This window comes from Pseudomonas sp. GW821-FHT11G12 (genome assembly GCF_058808055.1).
The window spans coordinates 1069013-1090311 of the sequence record NZ_JBXARH010000001.1 but is presented as its reverse complement, the minus strand read 5'-3'; the positions used below and the strand labels follow the sequence as shown (position 1 = coordinate 1090311).

The following is a 21299-nucleotide window of genomic DNA, read 5'->3' as shown; positions in this document are numbered from 1 at the left end:
ACATGAGCGTATTGAACTTCCCCCGCATCTACCTCAACGGCCATATGTTCTGGAACCCGCCGACGGCCAACAACAACGATGTGCTGCCGCTCTATGACGCGGTGAAGATGGATATCAACTGGCCGTTCACCAGCTACTACGACATCACGCAGGAGAACGCGCCCACCACCCTGATGCCCTGGATCATTTCACCCGTGCAGCAGAGTGATCTGCCGCCCTATGTGCAGCAGGTTCCGACCAACGGAAGCCCAAACACCTTCCCATTCATACCCGCCGAATGGGACCTGTTTGGCGACAACGCCTGTGGGACAGTGAGCTACCAGAGTACCCGCTCGACCATTATTGGCGGCGAGTTGCAGGCCAACACCTACATTGCTCAGGACGCGCTGGTCGGCAGGGACTTCCAGCTGCTCGGCAATCCCTTTGGCAGTCAGAGCCCGACGGCCGCCCGCTTCGTCGATATCAGCCCGTGGCAGAACACCTTCACGGCGCTGTACTTCGACAAGCTGCAGCTGGGGGATGCCACCTGTGGCCTGACCCTGAACCGTCAATACCGGATGCTCGACCGCTTCCTGACGTTCAATTGGGCCGGTGACTTTGGCGGTCTGGCGTATGTCACCACCACCTGGCAGACCTGTTTTCCCCGGGACAATCTGGAATGGGTCATCGGCGATTCCGTCCTGCTGAGCAATCTCCAGCAACAGATGGAGGCTCAAAACGCTCAGGGCCTGATGTTCAGGTTCGCCACGTACCTCACCTGTTACGACAGGAACGGTGTGTTCAACGACTTCCCGTACATCAACACCCGCAACAATGACCCATCGGCGCTGGCCCGTATGACAGCGATGTATCAAAAGGGGCTGGACAACGTTTCCGATATTTTCTTCAACCCCGCCTACAACCGTACCGTAGCGACCCTGGGTCTGTGGTTCGACCACGAATACCCCACGGCGCCCGCCGGCCCGCGTCTGGTCACCGACCAGAAGATCATGGTCACTCGCCCCGGCATGTCTCAGCCGACAAGCACCAATCTGGGTGTGACATCGGCGCAGATCACCAACAACACGCTGTCGCTGGATCTGGCGAACACGTTTCCGTTCTATCCGCTGGACAAGAACGCCGATGTCCTGACTGCCGAGAAGTTCCAGGCCGGCGACTATAAGCTGGGCGTATCGCAGAACGGGAATTTCGTGCCGGTGGTCGACATCGGTTTCGATCAGTACCGACAGTCGGCATTCGACAAGCGCTCGGGCCTGCTGGATATCCCTCTCAACGCCACGCAAACGGCCACCTTGCAATCCGGTCCGCTGGAGTTGCAGCAACAGAACTCGACAGGATCCGTGAAGGCCGCCGTTCAGCAAGTCTGGACCGCCGAGGTGGTAGAAAGCGGCACCTTCGTCGACGTGAACGATCGCAAGACGCTGAACATCATGGTGCAGAAAAATGGTCAACCGGCCGCCAACACCACGCTCTGGGTGGTGGAATACGGCAACCCTTACAACGTGACCACCAGCGACTACTACCTGACGTTCAGAAACAACCCCGACTTCACGCTGTTCTACGACAACGCAGACCGCAACAAAAACACCGCCCACCTGCCACAGTTCAAGGGCGCGGCGCCTGTAGCGAACTACCTGGCCACCGGCAGCGGTCGTCGACTGGTCAATCTGGAAACCAAAGACAAACCGGTGGGCGTTCCGGTCAGTTATCAGTCATTCATGAATGGACCGAGCAAACCGATTACGGTCCCCCTGACCCCTTGCCTGGAGTTCGACGCCGGCGTCTACGTCAGCGGAACGCTGGATAACGATCAGACGGTGGAGTACTCCTACGTCGCCACCACCACCGACGCCAACGGCATCGCCCAGGTGAGTTTCAAGGCTCTGGCTCCGGGTTTCCCTACGCTGCGCTTCATCGTCAAGGAAGGCACCAGCGACCCGGTCATCCCGTTCAGCTTCGCGCTCAACAAGGCTCAGATCGACTTCCTCACCCCACTACGCGTCCTGCCTCTGGACATGCAGTTGCAACAGGACTTCGTCAATTACTGGAACGACATCTACAAGGACAAGAATGCGCCCGAAGCGATCTGGGATGACTTCATCTACCCAAGGGTGCTCAAGACCTTCTACTACCTGTACCCGATCATGAACAAGTTCATGCCGCTCAACTCCCGCACGCGGGTGGAAGGCGCTGTCGATCAGTTGATCCGGCTGATCAGCAAGGAGTACCAGGAAGAAAGCACCCTCGCGATGCCCATCACCCGCGACCTGTCGCAAAGCCGGCGCGCCGTGCTGGAGTTGTGGGCGCAGAAACTGGTCAAGCGCAACTTCCCGCCCATGCCACTCCATATGAGTGATTACGACAACCTCTGACCCACGCTGCTCAATCAGGAAAGATGAGCCACTGCGGGAGTTCGCTCCCGCCGTGCGCTTTGCCAAGGAGTGACCCATGAAAGTCAGCCTCTTGAATCGTCTGTTGCTGCTGATCCTGCTGTTCAGTCCGCCTGTATTTGCCCAGGACACCGGCGCCGTGTACTTCACCATGGGGGTGCACAACACCGAAGGGTGTAATGAGCAGAATGGCAACTGCATCGCCACGCGTCTTCCCGGCGAGCCCTCCGATCCGTTCTTCCCGGCGTTCTGGATCAGCAACTGGACCATGTACCGGGTGATGCACAACTACGAAAAGAACCCGCCGCCCTACAGCAACCCACCTTCGACCCTGACGCCTGCGGACTACACCGTCTCTCGCGGAACCAGCTACTACGACACCACGTACATCCCGCCGGATGGCGACGGCTTCGGCGCGATGATGGAGCACTACGAGAAATACTGTTTGCCGATCTTCCCGATCAAGAACAACAACTACACCTGCTCGTTCGTGTCCCTGGGCAACAAGGCGTACTTCCTGACCTACCCGCAAGACCGCCCGAAAGACATGCCGGCCTGCTGCATGTTTTCCCCGATGAATCATCCGCCACGGCAGGACTTCATCGAACACCTTCCTTACAGCGCCGAGCGCAGTAAAAACCTCAACGGCAGCGTGCAGGCTTACGCCCTGGATCTCGATTCGCCGCAAGGTCCGATCCTGTTCGGCTATGCCTTCTACAAAAAAATGTCGGGACAACCGCCCTACCGGCCACCGCAATCGTTCTTCTTTTCCGGCGATAGCAGCGTCGCCAACGCGCCGATCGTCAGCCAGAACTACACCGACTTTCACATCGCCAAACCGGACCCGGCAAAGACCTGGGCGCAGGTCGCCGCCATGTGCCCGTCGAACCCGCCGCCCTGCCAGTTGTTCGAGCCACCGGAATCGCAGAGCAATGGCCACAAAGCGCAGTGGAACAAACTCATGCAGCGTAAACCGTGATCAACGACGAAGGATCGCCATGAAAACCACATTCCGTTATTCCGTGATATTGCTGGGTCTGGCCAGCCTGCCGGTGCTGGCCAGGGAACAAGCCATGACATCGACGCAGGCCAGCCAGTTGAACTGCCAGCCGCCCAGCACCGCACCGGCCGCCACGGCCGGACAGGATCAGTTCGATCAATACAGCTGGCAGATGTTCATCGCCTTGAGCTGGCCGGCAAAGAACGGGCAGCGCGGCAATCCCGACTGCACCAAACAGCCCGGTGCGGCCGGCTACACCGTCTGGCAGACCTACAAGACCGTCGGCGAAATCTTTCTGCCGAATGCCGCCAATCCCGGGCCTTGGAATTCCCCGCAAATCGCAAAAAGCTTCAACATCATCAACATCGCCTCGTTGAAAAACAGCGCTCAGGTGAACGCCGTCGATCAGGCGGTCGGCGGCTGGTTGATCGATCAGGCCCGGAACCCGACCTACTACGACATCTCGGCCAACGAGACTTCGTACAACTACATCGTGGGCAACAACTTCTATAACGCCGACGTCGTTTCCAAAGCCAACAACATCCAATTCCCCTGGGGCGTCATCGAGATCAAATCGAGCTGGCGCATTCTCACGCCTCGTGACAACGCCCGCCGTTACCTGACCATGATCGCGCGCGTGGCCAGGTTCAATGACCAAGGCGAGAAGATCGGGGTCAGCGAGGCGTTTCTGGGGCTGGTGGGTCTGCACATCATCACCAAGGCGAACGGTTATCCGCAGTGGATCTGGTCGACCTTCGAGCAAGTCGACAACGTTCCGCCGAAGGTGCAGGTGAACGGTCAGTGGGTCGATCAGCCCGCGTCTGGCACGGCCTATTCCTACTTCAACGCCGCTGCGCCCGCCGCAACGCTCAACCAGTCGCCGTGCGACTGGCAGACTCAGGGCCCGCATCAGGTCTGCGTGCCCAAACCCGGCACCACGTTCCAGACCCCGAATCCGCTGAACCGGGTCACCCCGATCGCCGACATCACCAACCAGATCAACGCCAGTTACCAGGCCGACCCGGGGCTGCAAAAAAGCGTGTTGAAGTACTACCAGCTCATCACCACCCAACGCCCGCTGATGCCCGACAACCCCGGCAACCCGCTGGGTCAGCCGACGCCGGCACTGTCGGCCAACGTGACCATGGAAAGCTACATCCAGCCCAACAGCAGTTGCATGAACTGCCATTCCATGGCGACGCCGGTCAAGAGTCCCTACAAGTCCGATTACTCCTATCTGTTCAAATTCGCCAATTCGCCACTCGGCAAAACCATCAAGGACGGGAAATAAATCATGAGCATCCTCAATGGCCCGCGACTGAATTTCTGGGGTGGTATCCGCACTGATGTCAGCCTGCCGAACAACTCACCCACCATTCCTTATAACGGCGATGACAACTGGCCGATCTTCGACCTGACCACCTCGACCCTCGCAGCAGGGGCCCAGTCTTACACCGACGATCAGTTGAACAACATGATCAATGCGCCCACGGGCGACTACTACACTGCCGGCGGCTGGAATCATTACGGGCAGCATGTCGTCGACATGCAAAACGCGCTGATCAGTTCCCAGGGCAGCCCCGGCAGCGTCAGTACCACCGGGGATATGGTGGGCCAGCCGGTCTATCTGCTGGGTTCTGTGGACCCGGTGACCGGACAAGGGCCGGTATCGGGCCCGATGATGGTGGATCTCGACCCCACCTCGACCACCACCACCCAGATATTTGTCGGTGGTCTGCAAATCGGTGGCAGTAACAACATCCAATTGCTGATTCGCGCCAATACGGTTTGCAGCAGTCTGGATCTCGGCATGCGGGTGCTGCAGCCACTGCCGAGTGAGATGGATTCACCCGGCTCTTGCCGTATCAGTGGCACCTTCCAGCTGACCTTTCCCCTGAGCAGTATTGTCAGCTGGAACCAGAACAGCAGCGGTTTGCGATCGATCATCCAGGCACCGGGGGCCACCGGTATCGTCCTGCGCTTCGTGATGTTCGAAATGTGCCCGACGATGACCACGCCCCAGTTGCAAGCCGATTATGCCGCCGGCAGAGACACCCCGAACCCGAGCATTGGCCGGGTCATCGGTACATTGGCTCCGGCGTTCGCCAATGAGCCGCTGAACTGCCAGGCGGGCCGTCAGATTGTCAATCAGGACACCGGCGGCACCGGCTACGCCGACCTGAGCAACGCGCAAATGCTGAGCGTCGACATGGTCAACATCATTCCGAAAGAGACGTTCAGAGTCGTCAGGGATGACATCACCAGCCCTATCGGACCTAACGGGAATTACGGTCCTGTCACTCTGGCAGCCGGTGAGACCACCCTGACTACACTCGATCCGACCAGCAGTCCCCTGTTCGACTATTACGTGTATGGCGGCATTGTCGACCTGCCTCTCAATACAGCCCAACAGTCGGCGGTCAGATCCTCGGCGCTGGCCATCAGCGCCCCCGGCACGGTCGCCGGGACTACGTTGCAGGCAACAGAGTCCGTCTATCGGATCTATGCCGATCAACGCAGTGTCTATACCGAGGACTACCCACAGGGCCTGTCGATTACGCTGCAGGTCCGGTATCTGGGTGCTGCGGTGACCAGGACAACTGAAATCGATCTCACCGCCGCGCCCTCGGGACCGTATTACACGCAACAGCGGTACTGCGACTTCCTTTATTTCCCCCCGGCGTTGACGGTGAGCCCCGGTCAATTGGCCGTCACTTTCTCCGTCAACGTAAAACCCGCAGCAGCTCCCTTCGCCGGTTTCGTCGCCCTGACCTACACCGTCAACGGTCAGGAAAGCGGCACGTATTTCACCAACTTCCGCAAATACGCCCAGACCGACTTCGGCATCCCCAGGGGCACCACCATCACCTGGCAACTGATGTATCCGAACGTCCTGCGCTTTCACTACCTGGCATTCCCGGCCATGTCTCGCTACATCCCGCTGAACCAGCCCGACGCGATCATGGGCGCGAAGAACCCGATCCTCGCCCGAACCTCGGATGCCTACAAAGGCACCACGCTGTTCATGCCCGTGGTGCGCTCGATGTCGCCCTGTCAGCGGGCACTGCTGCGGGCCTATCTCACGGGCGAGCCGTGGCAACCGCCGCAGTAATCGCGTCCATCAGCCCATGGAGAGAAACCTATGACTGTTCATATTCCTGCGCGCCCCCGCGAGACCCTGCGCCCGAGCACCATCATCGCCGAAGGCCTGCTGAACCCTCGCGGCGCCTGCGTGCAAGCCGACGGCAGCCTGCTGCTGGTCGAAGCCGGTTCAGGCCTGCCGGACCAGACATTCAGCGGCCGCATCAGCCGACTGCGACCTGATCCACTCAAACCGGGCGCCTGGCTCGCCCGCGAAACACTGGCGCAAGGTTTCCGCGCCATGAACATGCAGGCCCGCATGCTGCGCGATGAAATCATGGGGCTGTCGGACATCGCCTGCGGTGACGGGCGCTGCCTGGTCAGCCAGACCGACTATGTCGAGGGCTCGAAACTGCTGGACCTGCAATACACCCCGCCCGAGCCGGTGTTTCACAGCCGGGGCAATCTGAATGCGCTGTGTTATCACCCGACTCGCCGCAGTTGGCTGGCCGTCAAACCCGATACCAATCAGTTGGTGGAGTTCAGCACCGGTGAGGATGAACAGGTGCTGGTGCAGTTGCCCGATCTGGACATGGGCCAGGAAGCCGTGCCCGTCACGCTGGTGCACGAACCGGCGACGGACGCCGTGCTGATCAGCCTGTTCTCCGGAGAGCTGCAAAGCGACCCGAGCCGCAAAGGCATCGACTTTGATGATCAGGCCGGCCAGGTGATCCGGGTCTGGCCCGACACCGGCCGGATCGAAGTGCTGATTCGCGGCCTGCAGCTGCCTACCGGACTGGCACTGTGTCCGCAAGGAAACGTCTTGGTGCTGGAGCTTTGCAGTCGTCTCCAACAACCTTTGCCGCCTGACTGGAACGGCGAAACCCTGCATGGCGGATTCACCCGATTCAGCGGGCGACTGTTGAGCTGCAACCTGCAAACGAGTGAAGTGACCGTGCTCGCCCGGGACCTGGATACCCCGTCCAACCTGTGCCTGGTGCAGGATGCGGTACTGGTGAGCGAAGGCATGGGTTTGACGGGGCGCCCGCTGCCCACGCCGGATAACAAGGTGGTTGCGTTGAGCGGCAGGCTGCGCCGGGTGCAGCTCTGACAGAAACGGCTTTGAGTCGACTCGACTGCGGGTCGACTCAAACCGAAAAACGCTGCGCATAGTCTTTCGGGCTGATACCAATCCGTCGAATGAACGCCTTTCTCATGACATCGACACTTTGGTAACCGGTGCGGCGCGCGACCTCCTCCATCGATTGACCGCCCAGTTCAATCGATCGGCAAGCCGCTTCTATGCGGACGTTTTCGACGTATTTCGCAGGCGTCGTCTGCAACTCTCGCTGAAACAGGCGAATCAGCGTTCGGACACTGGTGGAGAGCCTGTCTGCCAGGATCTCGACCGTGAGTTCCAGACTCAGATGTTCACTGATCCAGACGCATAACTCATCCAGATTCGAATCCGCGACGTGCTGGGATTGAAGCGCCACACTGAATTGCGCCTGCCCGCCAGGACGTCGCAGAAACAGGACAAGGTTCTTTGCGACCTCCATTGCAACCTCGTCACCCAGGTCCTCGCTGACCAGCGCAAGGGCCAGATCGATCCCGGCCGAGACACCGGCCGAGGTGTACACATTACCGTCCTTGACCCAGATCGGATCCGGATCCACCCGTACCCGCGGATAGCGTTCAGCCAGTCCTGGCGCCATCTGCCAGTGAGTCGTTGCCCGTCGACCATCCAGAAGCCCCGCCTTGGCCAACGCGAACGCTGCGACACAGATCGAGCAAACCCGTCGAATATTCCCGGATCTTGCCCTGATCCAATCGATGGCGGCGGTGTCCAGTTGTTCGTGAGCTTTCCACCCCGAGGCCACGATCAACGTGTCGATGACAGCATTTTCATCAGTTACCTGTTGCAGCGTCTTGTGTGCCACAAGCGCAATGCCGGTGCTGCTTTCCAGGTGCAGTTCACTACCGGCAGCTACCAGTTCGAGCAAGTAGGGCTTTGCATCACCGGCGTGCAGTCTGTTGGCGAAAGCAAACACCTCGGCAGGACCAGTGACGTCAAGCGAGTCCACAGGAGGCAGGCCCAGAATCACAATGCGCTTGCGTGACATGCCTGGATGCGCAGGCTTCGCTCTCGTCGATTTGCTCAAGGTTTTTTCTCATCGGGTCATGGCGGCCACAATGGCACAAATCATCTGAAAATAGTCAATTGCGCCAAATTCGACTGCATACACTGGACGTCCAGCCCCTTCCATTCAGGAACGTAACCATGAACTCTCCTGTCATCATTGGCGGTTTCAGCGCACCCGACTCTGAACTCGCCCGCAAAGCGACCTCGCTCGTTGAGCGCGTCCACACCAGCGCCTTGTTGAACCATGTACACCGCACGTGGTGGTTTGCCGAATTTCTCGGGCAACAACGAGGCCTGAAGTATGACCGCGAGGCCGTCTACCTGGCCGCGCTGCTCCATGATCTGGGACTGACGAATGAGTTTGCTGCCGAGCAGCGCTTTGAAGTCGACGGCGCCGATGCGGCCAGCCGTTTCCTGGTGGCGAACGGTTATTCGCAGGCGAAAGCGGAGCTGGTCTGGGATGCCATCGCGCTGCATTCCAGCGCCGGCATCGCCGACCGCAAACAGCCGGAAATCGCCCTGATTTACCTGGGTGCGCATGTCGATGTCATGGGTCTGAACCTGGAGCAAATCCCCACCGCGCTGATCGATGACACGCTGGCGCTATATCCAAGAATCGGGATGAAGGCCGCGTTTACCCAGGCCGTGGCGGAGGTCGCCAGGAAAAAACCGTTCACCGCGATTGGCACCGGCCTTGGCGATGTCGCCCGTCGCCATGTGCATGGCTTCGATTGCCCGAATGTGTGCGACCTGATCGAAAACGCGCCCTTTGACAGCTGAAACATTGCAGCCGAACAAGGATGTTCAATCACTCGCGGCAGAACGCCTTTCTCATTCATCCGCCACCCCACTCACATCACCGACTTTCACTTGAGCCAGATCCAGTCGAAGCGACGCCACATTTTCAGCGCCGTTCAATTGCTCGAACTGACGTTGAGCTTCTTGCCAGAGAGGTGCGGTCCGGTTGAACAGGTTCCTGCCTTCCTTCGTCAGCGTTGCGAGGCGACTTCTGCCGTCCGTGGGTGAGGGGCTGATCGAAATCAGTCCGCCCTTCTCCAGGAAACCCGTCATTTTCCCCATCGCCGTGCGCTCGATGTCGAGACGTTCAGCCAGGGTATTGATGGAGGCGTTCCCCAACTCGTGAAGAGCCGCCAGGGTCAGGAACTGGGTAATGCGCAGGCCTGATGGTTCAAGCTGCGCATCGTAAAATCGCGTGATCTGCCGGCTTGCTTTCCTTATCGCGGAACAATTGCACTGGTCGATCCCTAACGATTGGCTAACCGGCAGCATGCGTGTATTTCCTCGTGACGACTGATGATTATTTCAAGTACCCGGCGGGCGGGTTACGCGTAGGCATCCCGGTATTTTTCGATGAACGCCTGAACGGTCAAGGCAGGTGTACCGGTAATCTTTTCAACGATGTCATTCACACCGGCGAAAACGCCCACCTGGTAATCCTGCGCGACCTCGACCAGATGTTGCGTCAACGCGGCCGGGAACTGGTATTCGTGCGTCATCTTACGCTCGAACTCTGCGATCGATACCGGGGCGTATTCGATTTTCTCACCCAGCACTTCACTGACGGCCGCCGCGATTTCGCTTTGATTCATCTCGACCGGGCCATGGAGGGTGTAGATCTTGCCTCCATGCTCTGCAGGATTGGCCAGGATATGGGCGATCACACGCCCCTGATCGTCGGAGGCGATAGGCGCATGACGACCATTGCCGAAGGGGAACTCGATTTTCTTGCTGGCCCGGATTTCCCTGGCGAAATGAGGGTACGCAAGCCAGTCGGCGAAGAACGTTGGACGCAGGTGTGTGGTCGGCACACCCGACCAGTCGAAGACCCGCTCGGAGATCCAGTGATCCTGCGCCAGATGACTCCGGGACTCGCGCCGTGCGGAAATCTGCGACATGTTCACGATCGCTTCCACTCCGGCCTCTTTCGCGGCCTGGGCAAAATACGCCGCGCCTTCGATGATTCCCGATGCCAGCGGATAAAGGAAATAGGCTGAACGGATGCCTTCCATCGCGGCGCGAATGTCATCGATATGGGTGAAGTCGCCAACGGCGATTTCGACGCCACGCGCCCTGAGTGCGGCGGCTCGCTCATCGTCCTTGCGCACGTAGGCGCGGACACGTTTACCCAGTTTCAACAGTTCATCGATGGTCGCCCCACCGGTACGCCCCGTTGCACCACTGACAAGAATTTCCGCTGCGCTCATGATCCTGGCTCTCTCGATTGGCTGGAGCAGATGCCCCTGAAAAAATCACATAGGAGCATCTGCTCCCATGTGATTCAATTTAAGTGCACATGCTCTTATCGTCAATCGATACGCATGACCGTTCAGCGGATGACGGCACGTTCATTGGTGGATCAAAGCTGCTCCTTGACCACAATCTTCCCGATCATCTGCGGATGCAGCACGCAGAAATACTCGAACTCGCCCGGCGTATTGAACACCCAGGAAAAGCTGTCATTGGTATCCAGCGCCCCGGAGCGAAACACCTTGTGGGTTTCAGCCACCGTGTGCGGGATCTGGTCGTCATTCACCCACGTCACCTTGGTGCCCACGGCCACGGTCAGATCCTTGGGGCCGAACATGAACTCCTTGATATCGACTTTCACCTCCTGCGCCCACGCTGGCATCGACAGCATCAGGCACAGCACAGCCAACAGTCGCGTTTTCATCTGGCTGCCCTCCCCTAGACCAGTGTCGAATCGATCAGCGCCAGCGGATGATCGCCTTGTGTCGCGCGCACATCGGTGATCCCCAGATAGTTGCGCAACTGATCGGCTGCCACGGTCATCGGCCCCGGAGACGGCGCCGCGCCCGGTGCCGGTTGTGGATACGCCGTGCCACGGGCGGTGTGGAAGGTGATGTTGCCTTCGACCTTCTGGATGACCTGATGGATGTGACCGTTCAACACCGTCACCGAGCCGTATTTGCGCAACATCGCAATCGCCTGATCGCCATCCTCGGTGCCCCAGCCCCATGGCTGGTAAATCGTCCACAGCGGAATGTGGGTGAACACCACAATCGGCGTACTGGTCGAAACCGCGCGCAGATCATCGGCCAGCCACGCCAGTTGATCGGCGCCGAGGGTGGCTTCATGGCCGGCCTGGAAGTTGAAGACATTGACCAGCGCGATGAAATGCACGCCATGATCATCGAAGCTGTACCAGCCGTTGCCTTTGGTGCCCTTGCCGTAACGTTCCAGATAGAGCTTGCCGCCGCCCTCGTCGAGGGTGTCGTGTTCACCGGGGATGTAATGCACGGTAGACGGTAGGCCTTTGAGCACCTGCGCCGCCGTATCGAACTCCTCGGCCTTGGACAGGTGCGTGATGTCGCCGGTGTGCAGGATCAGCGACGGCCGTTTCGGCAGTGCGATGACCTTGTCGATCGCCACTTGCAGCGTTTTCACCGGTTCCGGATTGGCTTCCTTGTTGAAGCCGATGTGCGAATCGCTGATCTGCACGAAATGAAAGGTGCTGGCCAACGCCTTGGGGTCGGTGACGTTACCCGCCTCATCCATCGCAAACGCTCTGGGAATGCCGCCGCTCAATGCCCAGAGGACCCCGGCTCCGGCCCACGCCGAGCATTTGAGCAGCGTTCGCCGGTCAGGGTTGTGCAGCAGGCCGTCGGTGCGCAGTGGATGTTTTGCTTGATTGTCCATGGGGATGTCCTCGCTGGCGGACTACAGTGATGTAGCTGACACCAGGTAGAACCACGCGGGGCGAACGTTTATTCCACGCTGCAAAACAAATTCTTTTCAGGGAATAAAACACGACGCATCACGGTTATAGGGGTGTGACGGTGCGGAAACCACTATGAATCGATTTGAGGAACTGATTGCGCCGCACCTGGACGCGGCTTACAACCTCGCGCGCTGGATCACAGGCAACGACAGCGCTGCACGGGACGTCGTGCAGGAAAGCGCCCTGCGCGCCTTCAGGTTTTTGCAGCGTTTTGCCGATCGCAACGCCAAGGCCTGGTTCCTGACCATCGTGCGCAACGAAAGCTACACCTGGCTCAAAGCCTCGGCCGGACGCCACTGGGTCGCTATCGATGACGAAACCGGCGATAGCAGCGATAGCGGCGGCGCACTGAGCCACAGCCAGAGCCCGGAACTGCTGGCCATTCACACGGAAAACGCGGCGTTGCTCCAGCAGGCACTGAGCGCCTTGCCGCCGGCGTTTCGCGAGGTCATTGTGCTCAAGGAACTCGAAGACATGCCCTACAAGGACATCGCCCTGGTGGTCGATATTCCCATCGGCACCGTCATGTCGAGACTGGCCCGAGCGCGTGCCATGCTCAAGCTGGAACTACTGAAGTTGCACGATCATGAATGAACTCCACTGCACGGTTTGCCAGACACAACTGCATGGCTACCTGGATCAGGAACTTGATCCGGCGATGGCTGCGGATGTCGCTACGCATCTGGCCACATGCGCTGACTGTGCGCGGCTGCATGATGAGGCCAAATTACTGAAGGTCAGCGTGAAACGCCATGCGCCGTATTACTCCGCGCCGGCATCACTGGCGGCTAGTGTGTTTGCCGCAGTCGCTCCGGCATCGCCGAGCCCGTTCGAACGCTGGCGAAAATGGTTCGCCCCGGCATTTTCCGCAGCGGCCCTGGCCTTGGCGATGGTGCTTTACGTGGCAACGCCGGGCAGCGAACAACCGTTGATGGACGAAGCCGTCTCCAGCCACGTGCGCTCGTTGATGGGTCAGCACCTGAACGATGTGGTGTCGTCGGATCGCCACACCGTAAAACCCTGGTTCACCGGCAAACTCGACTTCTCGCCGCCCGTCGTCGACTACTCGGCGCAAGGCTTTCCACTGCTCGGCGGACGGCTCGATTACCTGCAACACCAGACCACCGCTGCCCTGAGTTACGGCCGCGCCAAACACATCATCAATGTGTTTATCCTGCCGACAACGGACGCCGACAAACCGTCGCAGAGCCAGACGATTCGCGGCTTCAACGTGATTTCCTGGCAGGCCGGTCACATGCGTTTCGTGCTGGTTTCCGATGTCGAGAAAAGTGAGCTGGAGGCGTTCAGCCAACTGCTCAGAAATGGGGTCTGAAGCAGGCGCAGCCCGTCGCTTGACCGACTGCGCCCGGCCCTCAGTTGATCATGAGGGCGTTGTAATCCGCACTCAGCGTGACCAGGTGCGTCTTGTACCGATTGATCAGCGAAGACAGATCGCTGCGCGAGTAGTCGCTGTTCTTCAGGCGCTCAAGTGCCAAGGCAAAGCCTTTCCAGACATTGGCCACTGCGGTGATCTCTTCACCCGCGACCCGCCGCTGACGGCTGATCTCGACGATCGCACTGGCATCCGACAGCACATCGTCAGCCGCTTGCAGATCGGTATTGAGCACATTCATTGCCTGGGAAATGCTCTGGATTTCCTTTTCCAGATTGTTGCGCGCAGTCGCCAACTCGCTGTACTTGATGCCATCGGACACCACGCCCAGCACTTTGCGCACCAGTTCGATGCCCTGCTTCACCGCCTCTTTCTTCGGGTTGGCCATGTCGATGCTGTCGAGCGCCTTGCCCGACGGGATCGCGTTCTTGTACATCTCGGCCAGATTGAACTCGCGAATCACCTCCTGAGCCTTGACCAGGGTGTCGCGTTGCTCCACACAGGTCGCCTTGCTCCGGCAATGTTCATCCAGATGCGCCAGGATCCGTGCCTTGCGCTGTTTGGCAACGCTCAACGGCTCATTGGCGCGCTCACCGATTTCGACGCTGTAGACACTGCGCACATCGTTGTCCAGACGCTGCGCGCACTCTGTAAACCGAGCCTCCACACGTTCGAACATCGCCTCGACGATCCCTTTGATATTGCGGATTTCAGCGTTGAGCAAGGTCCGGTCTTCGGTCGTCAGGTCATCCCGGCCGAGGGTGTCGCGCAATTCTTCGAGCGCCGAGAAATAGCTGTCCCCGGACGCGTTGCTCAATGCCGTCAACAGAACCGGAAACGCTTCGCGCAGGGTCTGATCGGTGTTGTTCAAATACGCGGCGACTTGTTGCGCGCGCTCTTGCAGCACGTCGGAATGAACATTGCGAAAACGCGCCAGGGTCGAAATGTCGCGAATGGTCTGCACGATGCTCTTCGCGTCGACCGTCGGGATATGCGGGGTATTGATGGGTGTAACGCCGTTCATGGCAATAATCCTCAAAGCGAATGGGCAATCAGTTGAATGATTTCTTGTATTCATCCAGGGCGGCATTGAAAGTTGCCAGCAACTCCCCGGCGGTGCTTTTCACATCACGCCACGGGTCGATCACCAGCGCGAACTCGGCCACGAACGTGGTCAGGCGCAAGGCATCGTTGATGCGCTCGAACTGCTGCGCCGAGGCATCGATCTTGCTGAGCATGGTTTGCCACATGGTGTTGAGGATGTTCAGCGCGGCTTCCGCACCGGCCATGCGAATGCCGATATCACCGAAATTCGACATCGAACTCTCGATGGCGCTCTGCAGGCTTTGCTTGCCGCTGACGCTCTCTTCCAGCGCATCGACCTCGGCCTTCAGAACATTGCGCTCCTTGCGCGCGGTCTCGGCCTTGGGGCCGAAGATCGAACCGGAAATCGGCCAGAAGATCGGCAGCACGCCGGAGAACGACATGCCGACGTAATAGTCGTAGTCCTTGTCCAGCTGGGTGATCCGCGCCTTCTTTTCCTTGATGGTCTGTTGGGTGCTGGCGATCGACTCCACCAGGTTGTTGCGTTCCATCAGGTCGTATTTGCCCTTCACTTCCGACTGCAGGCCGAACACCCGCTTGCCGGTCGACAAATCACCACCGGACAGTTCGATCTTGAAGTTGGAGATGCGATCCTTGAGTTCCCGCGTCGCACCTTGCTGGCGCTGAATGTCGACCTTCATCAGCTTGATGATTTCAGTCACTGCCGAGGCCACTTCGCCGTCGTCCGACGTGTACGTGATGCCGGCCAGATCATTCCCGGTCATTTGCCCGAAGGTGGTCCTGACGCGCTCCATGATCGGCATTTCCTTGATCACGGATATGATTTCCCCGCCGCTGCTGACGATGTTTTTCGCCGCCGCCGCCAGATCGCTGCTCTGCTGGAGGATCTTGGTTTCAACCGCATCCCAACTGGCGGCGTGAATGCGGATCTTTTTGAACAGCACCTGGATGTCGGCCGGCTCCAGACCTGCGACATCGATCTTCTTGTACTTGAGGTACGACTCGACTTCCGGCAGGTCGCCGGGCAGCGACAGGCCCTTTTTCACGTACTGCTTGATCTTGATCACATCTTCTCGGGTCAATAACCCGGCATCGCGTGCAACGCCCGGATATTGCCCGGAGATAAGATGAAGTACCGCTTGCGGCAGGTTGTTACTGCTTTCCGACTCTTTCAATGGAACAGCCATCTTGAATGCCTCTATTCATACGGCCGGTGCAACCATTGCACCGGTCCGCAGAACGCTAGATGACTTTTCTGAAGGAGCAGGAGAAACAGAACGATTCGATAAAACCTTCGCAAGCCTTTGATTTTTATTGATTTAAATCAGAATAATCGTACACATGAAACATCGAGCAACAGACGCCGGAAGGGTCTTACAGACAACGGTTACTTTCGGGCCGTTAAACACACGGCAATCCGTACTCAACGCAATAAAGCGCACTTTTCATAGTGCGCTTTATTTGCTCGAACGCTTGAGCGTCTCACTGGGAAGTTCATTGAACAGCGCCCGATAGCTGTTGGAAAACCGCCCCAGATGCCAGAACGACCAGTTCATCGCCACTTCGGCCACCGTGGTGCCTGAAGCCGCTCCCTTGAGTAACTCCCGGCGGGCACTGTTGAGCCGGCGCAGGCGCAACCACTGGGTCGGTGACATCCCCGTGTAGGCCTTGAAGGTCTGCTGCAGTTGCCGCAACGAAACGCCGGCGACCTGGGACAATTCCAGCAGATTGAGGGTTTCCTCCGGCGAATCCGCCGCCCATTCCCCCACCCGTTTCATGGTCGTGCGCTCTTCCGCGCGGCGCTGCAAACCGCCGCTGTCGAGGCACACGCAAGCGTTGTCGAGGATGAACAGGCAGTCCTCCAGCAACTGTTGGGTCAGTGCTTCTTTGCTTGGTTGATCAAGGGTTTGCGACAACTTCGTGAGGGTCGAGCTTAACCAGCGACTGAACAGCGCGTTCTGCGCGCCGTTGAGCGGCGCCATGAACAAACCTTCCAGCCGGGCCACGTCCAGGCCGTTGCGGCGCACGAACTCCGGGCCGAACACCACGGCGATTTCCTGGTAGTTCTCCGGGGTGATCCAGATGTTGCGGCTTTCTTCGTTCAGCAGATACAGCGCGTTGTCACTGCGATCGAAACAGAACGCCAGAGCCCCCGAGGGCGCACTGAAATTCTGCTCGACCCGGGTGTTCATCTGTTCCTCGTAGACCTCCACGCCTTCCAAGTCCAGATAGCGGATTCGCCCGGCGAAATGCCCCGGCGACATCTGTTGGTAATGCTGGACCCAGCCCGGTGTGGCGCGAACCTGTTCGGCGACATCGGCGGTGTTGAAAGCTTGAACCTGTAGCGGATTACACGTTGTCATGGGAGACCTTGCGCACTCTTTTGGTGCGCTTTGGTGCTGCTTAAAGTGGATAGATGGAACGGCAAGGCCCGCCCAAGATAGTCGTCAACGCGCCACAGGGGAAGCCTGCGAAAGATGAAATCGCACTTCCCCCCGCGTCAATAAAACCAACGACGAGGTCTTTATGAATGCCCCTTTCGATCAGCTGTTCACGTGGCTGAAAGATCACAAGATTACCGAAGTGGAATGCGTGGTCAGCGACCTGACCGGCATCGCCCGCGGCAAAATTGCACCGACCAACAAGTTCCTGCATGAGCGAGGCATGCGCCTGCCGGAAAGTGTGCTGCTGCAAACGGTAACCGGGGATTTTGTCGACGACGACATCTACTACGACCTGCTCGACCCGGCCGACATCGACATGGTCTGCAAACCGGTGAGCGATGCGGTGTACGTGGTGCCATGGGCCATCGAACCGACGGCCATCGTGATTCACGACACCTTCGACAAGTTCGGCAACCCGATCGAACTGTCGCCGCGCAACGTGCTGAAGAAAGTCTTGCAGCTGTACACCGACAAGGGCTGGAAGCCGATTGTCGCGCCGGAAATGGAGTTCTACCTGACCCAGCGTTGCGAAGACCCGGACTTGCCGTTGAAGGCACCGCTGGGCCGTTCCGGTCGTGCCGAAAGCGGTCGGCAGTCGTTCTCCATCGATGCGGCCAACGAATTCGATCCGCTGTTCGAAGACGTCTACGACTGGTGCGAACTGCAGGGCCTGGACCTGGACACGCTGATCCACGAAGACGGCCCGGCGCAGATGGAAATCAACTTCCGTCACGGCGACGCCCTGGATCTGGCCGACCAGATCACCGTGTTCAAGCGCACCCTGCGTGAAGCCGCGCTCAAGCACAACGTCACCGCGACCTTCATGGCCAAGCCGATTGGCGATGAGCCCGGCAGCGCCATGCACTTGCACCAGAGCGTGGTGGAAATCGCCACCGGCAAGCCGATTTTCGCCAATGCCGACGGCACCATGAGCGATCTGTTCCGCCATCACATCGGCGGTTTGCAGAAATTCATCCCGAAAGTGCTGCCGATGTTCGCGCCCAACGTGAACTCGTTCCGCCGCTTCCTGCCGGACACCTCGGCACCGGTCAACGTCGAATGGGGCGAAGAAAACCGCACTGTCGGCCTGCGGGTTCCAACCTCCGGCCCTGAAGCGATGCGCGTGGAAAACCGTCTGCCCGGCGCTGACGCCAACCCGTACCTGGCGATTGCCGCGAGCCTGCTGTGCGGTTACATCGGCATGGTCGAGGGCATCGAGCCAAGTGCCGCCGTCGAAGGCCGCGCCTATGAGCGCCGCAACCTGCGCCTGCCGATCACCATCGAAGAAGCCCTGACCCAGATGGAAGAGTGCGACACCGTCGCCGAGTATCTGGGCAGCAAGTTCGTGCGCGGCTACGTGGCGGTGAAACGTGCCGAGCATGAAAACTTCAAGCGCGTGATCAGCTCCTGGGAGCGTGAGTTCCTGTTGCTGAGCGTTTAAGCCTGCGACCTGATCGCTCCCGGACACTGTCCGGGAGCGATCCCTACCGACTTTACGAGCATAAAAAATCCAACTCGAAGAGGTGTCGATATGCGTCTGTTGAAATCCCTGATCCCCGCCGCCCTGGCATTGGCGTGCAGCGCAGGTGCCCAGGCCCAACCCCAGGTCAGCGTCTACAACTGGACCGATTACATCGGCCCGACCACCCTCGCCGACTTCCAGGCCGGCAGCGGAATCAAGGTGATCTACGACGTCTTCGACTCCAACGAAACCCTCGAAGGCAAACTGCTCGCCGGTCGCACCGGTTACGACGTGGTGGTGCCGTCCAACCACTTCCTGGCCCGTCAGGTGAAGGCCGGGGCGTTCCTCAAGCTGGATCGTTCGCAACTGCCGAACTGGAAGAACCTCGACCCGAAACTGCTGGCCCTGCTCGAGAAAAACGATCCGGGTAACGAGCACTCGGTGCCGTACCTGTGGGGCACCAACGGCATCGGCTACAACGTCGACAAGGTCAAACAGGTACTGGGCATCGACCACATCGATTCCTGGGCCGTGCTGTTCGAGCCGGAGAACCTGAAAAAACTCACCCAGTGCGGCGTGTCGATGATGGACTCGGCCGACGAAGTGTTCCCGGCGATCCTCAATTACATGGGCATGGACCCGCGCAGCGAAAACCCTGAGGACTTCAAGAAAGCCGAAGCCAAACTGCTGAGCATCCGCCCGTACATCACCTACTTCCACTCCTCGAAGTACGTGTCGGACCTGGCCAACGGCGACATCTGCGTGGCCTTCGGTTACTCCGGCGACGTGTTTCAAGCCGCCAACCGCGCCAAGGAAGCAAACAACGGCGTGAACATCGCCTATGCGATTCCCAAGGAAGGCGCGAACCTGTGGTTCGACCTGCTGGCAATTCCCGCCGATGCCGGCAACACCAAAGAAGCCCACGCCTTCATCAATTACCTGCTCGATCCGCAAGTGATCGCCAAGGTCAGCGCCTCGGTCGGCTATGCCAACCCGAACCCGCCGGCCAAGCAATACATGGACGTCGCACTGGTCAGCAATCCTGAGGTTTATCCGCCTCAGGAGGTGCTCGACAAACTCTACATTTCCACCACCCCGCCCCAGTCGATCATGCGTCTGATGACCCGTTCCTGGAGCAAAGTGAAGTCGAACAAATGAATCAGTACACCCAGGAACACGCCCGCTCCTACTACGCCGCGTCGGCCCGGTCGAGCACGCCCTACCCTGCACTTGAAGCCGACCTGATCGCCGATGTCTGCGTGATCGGCGGCGGCTTCACCGGCGTCAACACCGCCATCGAGCTGGCCCAGCGCGGCCTCTCGGTGGTGCTGCTTGAAGGCCGGCGCATCGGTTGGGGCGCCAGCGGGCGCAACGGCGGCCAGTTGATCCGTGGCATCGGCCATGAAGTCGAGGGCTTCGCCCGCCATGTTGGCGCAGAAGGCGTGCGCTACCTGCAACAGGCCGGCGTCGACTCGGTGGAACTGGTGCGCCGGCGCATCGGCGACAACGCCATCGAGTGCGACTTGCGCTGGGGCTTCTGCGAACTGGCCAACACCACGGCGCAATTCGAAGCGTTCAAGGCCGAACAGGACAGTCTCGTAGCCTCGGGTTATGCCCACGAAACGCGTCTGGTCGGCACCGAAGACATTCGTCGGCAAGTGGTCAACGCCGGTGTCTACAAAGGTGGCCTGATCGACATGGGTTCGGGCCATCTGCACCCGCTCGATCTGGTTCAGGGCGAAGCGCGGCTGGCAGCATCGCTCGGGGTGCGGATCTTCGAGCAGAGCCCGGTGCTGGAAATCATCCACGGTGCGACGGTACAAGTGCGCTGCGCTTCGGGCACGGTACGCGCCGGCAGCCTGGTGCTCGGTTGCAACGCGCACCTGGACGAACTCGAGCAACAACTCAGCGGTAAAGTCCTGCCCGCCGGCAGCTACATCATCGCCACCGAGCCCTTGTCCAAGGAACGCGCCGCCGAACTGATCCCGCAGAATCTCGCGCTCTGCGACCAGAAGGTCGGCCTCGACTATTACCGGCTTTCGGCGGATCGGCGTCTGCTGTTTGGCGGTGCCTGCCATTACTCCGGGAAGGATCCGGCGGATATTGCCGCGTACATGCGACCGAAGATGCTCAAGGTGTTCCCGCAACTGGCGGATGTGCGCATCGACTATCAATGGGGCGGCAAGATCGGCATCACCGCCAACCGCTTCCCGCAGGTCGGACGCCTCAAGCAGCACCCGAACGTGTTCTACGCCCAGGGCTATTCCGGCCATGGCCTGAACGTCACGCACTGGTGCGCCAAATTGCTGGGCGAAGCGATTCACGCCGGCCACAGCCAGGGCATGGACGTGTTCAGCGGCGTGCCGCACATGACCTTCCCCGGCGGCCCGGCGCTGCGCTCACCGCTGTTGGCACTGGGCATGTTCTGGTATCGCCTGCGGGAAATGCTCGGCTGAACCTCGCGGCTTGAAGCGACCTGCACATTTGCTCTATCGCAAAGCACTTCTATATTGATGAAGTGCTTTTGCGTTCCTGACGCTCAGTGCCCAACACACTCTGGA

General features: G+C 59.4%; 19 protein-coding genes. 11 read left to right on the top strand and 8 right to left on the bottom strand.

The genetic code is table 11. The features are described 5' to 3' along the window. Positions 1–2: 2 nt before the first annotated feature. From AC1RR7_RS04925 to AC1RR7_RS04905, 5 genes are all read left to right on the top strand, one after another. On the top strand, positions 3–2372 hold the full coding sequence (locus AC1RR7_RS04925) for a hypothetical protein (protein WP_273539208.1): 2370 nt from the start codon (positions 3–5) through the stop codon (positions 2370–2372). Positions 2373–2448: 76 nt separating this feature from the next. After that, positions 2449–3369: a hypothetical protein gene (locus AC1RR7_RS04920; RefSeq protein ID WP_096821436.1), complete on the top strand. Its 921-nt coding sequence runs from the start codon at positions 2449–2451 to the stop codon at positions 3367–3369. Between the two features lie 19 nt (positions 3370–3388). Further along, the gene (locus AC1RR7_RS04915; protein ID WP_102620011.1) at positions 3389–4681 is read left to right on the top strand and encodes a hypothetical protein; all 1293 of its coding nucleotides are present in this window, start codon (positions 3389–3391) and stop codon (positions 4679–4681) included. A 3-nt stretch (positions 4682–4684) separates the two neighbouring features. Beyond that, positions 4685–6502: a hypothetical protein gene (locus AC1RR7_RS04910; protein WP_493156375.1), complete on the top strand. Its 1818-nt coding sequence runs from the start codon at positions 4685–4687 to the stop codon at positions 6500–6502. Positions 6503–6532: 30 nt separating this feature from the next. Continuing rightward, positions 6533–7582, top strand: a complete 1050-nt coding sequence (locus AC1RR7_RS04905) for a hypothetical protein (protein ID WP_493156373.1) — start codon at positions 6533–6535, stop codon at positions 7580–7582. Positions 7583–7619: 37 nt separating this feature from the next. On the opposite strand, the gene AC1RR7_RS04900 is transcribed toward AC1RR7_RS04905, so the two are convergent. Further along, positions 7620–8594, bottom strand: a complete 975-nt coding sequence (locus AC1RR7_RS04900; protein ID WP_493156969.1) for a GlxA family transcriptional regulator — start codon at positions 8592–8594, stop codon at positions 7620–7622. 158 nt (positions 8595–8752) lie between these two features. Here AC1RR7_RS04900 and AC1RR7_RS04895 point away from each other — a divergent pair, with 158 nt between their 5' ends. Continuing rightward, positions 8753–9394, top strand: coding sequence for an HD domain-containing protein (locus tag AC1RR7_RS04895; RefSeq protein ID WP_493156371.1), 642 nt, complete (start codon positions 8753–8755; stop codon positions 9392–9394). 51 nt (positions 9395–9445) lie between these two features. Here the strand turns inward: AC1RR7_RS04895 and AC1RR7_RS04890 are convergent, their stop codons facing one another. The 4 genes from AC1RR7_RS04890 to AC1RR7_RS04875 form a co-directional block, all read right to left on the bottom strand. After that, positions 9446–9904: a MarR family transcriptional regulator gene (locus AC1RR7_RS04890; protein WP_273540902.1), complete on the bottom strand. Its 459-nt coding sequence runs from the start codon at positions 9902–9904 to the stop codon at positions 9446–9448. Between the two features lie 53 nt (positions 9905–9957). After that, positions 9958–10839 (bottom strand): NmrA family NAD(P)-binding protein, encoded by an 882-nt coding sequence (locus AC1RR7_RS04885; RefSeq protein WP_273540903.1) that lies wholly within the window; start codon positions 10837–10839, stop codon positions 9958–9960. Between the two features lie 152 nt (positions 10840–10991). Further along, positions 10992–11306 carry a cupredoxin domain-containing protein gene (locus AC1RR7_RS04880; protein ID WP_493156368.1) on the bottom strand — a complete coding sequence of 105 codons (315 nt, stop codon included), beginning with the start codon at positions 11304–11306 and terminating at the stop codon, positions 10992–10994. A gap of 14 nt (positions 11307–11320) precedes the next feature. Continuing rightward, entirely contained in the window at positions 11321–12292 is a 972-nt protein-coding gene (locus tag AC1RR7_RS04875) for a metallophosphoesterase family protein (RefSeq protein ID WP_493156366.1), read from the bottom strand. Positions 12293–12446: 154 nt separating this feature from the next. Between AC1RR7_RS04875 and AC1RR7_RS04870 the strand changes: the two genes are divergently transcribed. Further along, the gene (locus AC1RR7_RS04870) at positions 12447–12968 is read left to right on the top strand and encodes a sigma-70 family RNA polymerase sigma factor (RefSeq protein WP_493156364.1); all 522 of its coding nucleotides are present in this window, start codon (positions 12447–12449) and stop codon (positions 12966–12968) included. Continuing rightward, the gene (locus AC1RR7_RS04865; RefSeq protein WP_493156362.1) at positions 12961–13707 is read left to right on the top strand and encodes an anti-sigma factor family protein; all 747 of its coding nucleotides are present in this window, start codon (positions 12961–12963) and stop codon (positions 13705–13707) included. The genes AC1RR7_RS04870 and AC1RR7_RS04865 overlap by 8 nt, the downstream gene beginning before the upstream one ends. A 40-nt stretch (positions 13708–13747) precedes the next feature. Here AC1RR7_RS04865 and AC1RR7_RS04860 read toward each other — a convergent pair whose 3' ends face one another. The 3 genes from AC1RR7_RS04860 to AC1RR7_RS04850 all read right to left on the bottom strand — a co-directional run bounded on the left by AC1RR7_RS04860 (position 13748) and on the right by AC1RR7_RS04850 (position 17195). After that, positions 13748–14791, bottom strand: a complete 1044-nt coding sequence (locus tag AC1RR7_RS04860; RefSeq protein WP_493156360.1) for an alpha-xenorhabdolysin family binary toxin subunit B — start codon at positions 14789–14791, stop codon at positions 13748–13750. Between the two features lie 28 nt (positions 14792–14819). Then, positions 14820–16019 carry an alpha-xenorhabdolysin family binary toxin subunit A gene (locus AC1RR7_RS04855; RefSeq protein ID WP_493156358.1) on the bottom strand — a complete coding sequence of 400 codons (1200 nt, stop codon included), beginning with the start codon at positions 16017–16019 and terminating at the stop codon, positions 14820–14822. Positions 16020–16289: 270 nt separating this feature from the next. Further along, positions 16290–17195 carry a helix-turn-helix domain-containing protein gene (locus tag AC1RR7_RS04850; protein ID WP_493156356.1) on the bottom strand — a complete coding sequence of 302 codons (906 nt, stop codon included), beginning with the start codon at positions 17193–17195 and terminating at the stop codon, positions 16290–16292. A gap of 163 nt (positions 17196–17358) precedes the next feature. Between AC1RR7_RS04850 and AC1RR7_RS04845 the strand changes: the two genes are divergently transcribed. The 3 genes from AC1RR7_RS04845 (at position 17359) to AC1RR7_RS04835 (ending at position 21194) form a co-directional block, all read left to right on the top strand. Beyond that, positions 17359–18717, top strand: a complete 1359-nt coding sequence (locus AC1RR7_RS04845; protein ID WP_096821445.1) for a glutamine synthetase family protein — start codon at positions 17359–17361, stop codon at positions 18715–18717. 90 nt (positions 18718–18807) lie between these two features. After that, the gene (locus AC1RR7_RS04840; protein ID WP_192558052.1) at positions 18808–19896 is read left to right on the top strand and encodes a polyamine ABC transporter substrate-binding protein; all 1089 of its coding nucleotides are present in this window, start codon (positions 18808–18810) and stop codon (positions 19894–19896) included. Next, positions 19893–21194 (top strand): NAD(P)/FAD-dependent oxidoreductase, encoded by a 1302-nt coding sequence (locus tag AC1RR7_RS04835; RefSeq protein ID WP_493156355.1) that lies wholly within the window; start codon positions 19893–19895, stop codon positions 21192–21194. The genes AC1RR7_RS04840 and AC1RR7_RS04835 overlap by 4 nt, the downstream gene beginning before the upstream one ends. Positions 21195–21299 lie beyond the last annotated feature (105 nt).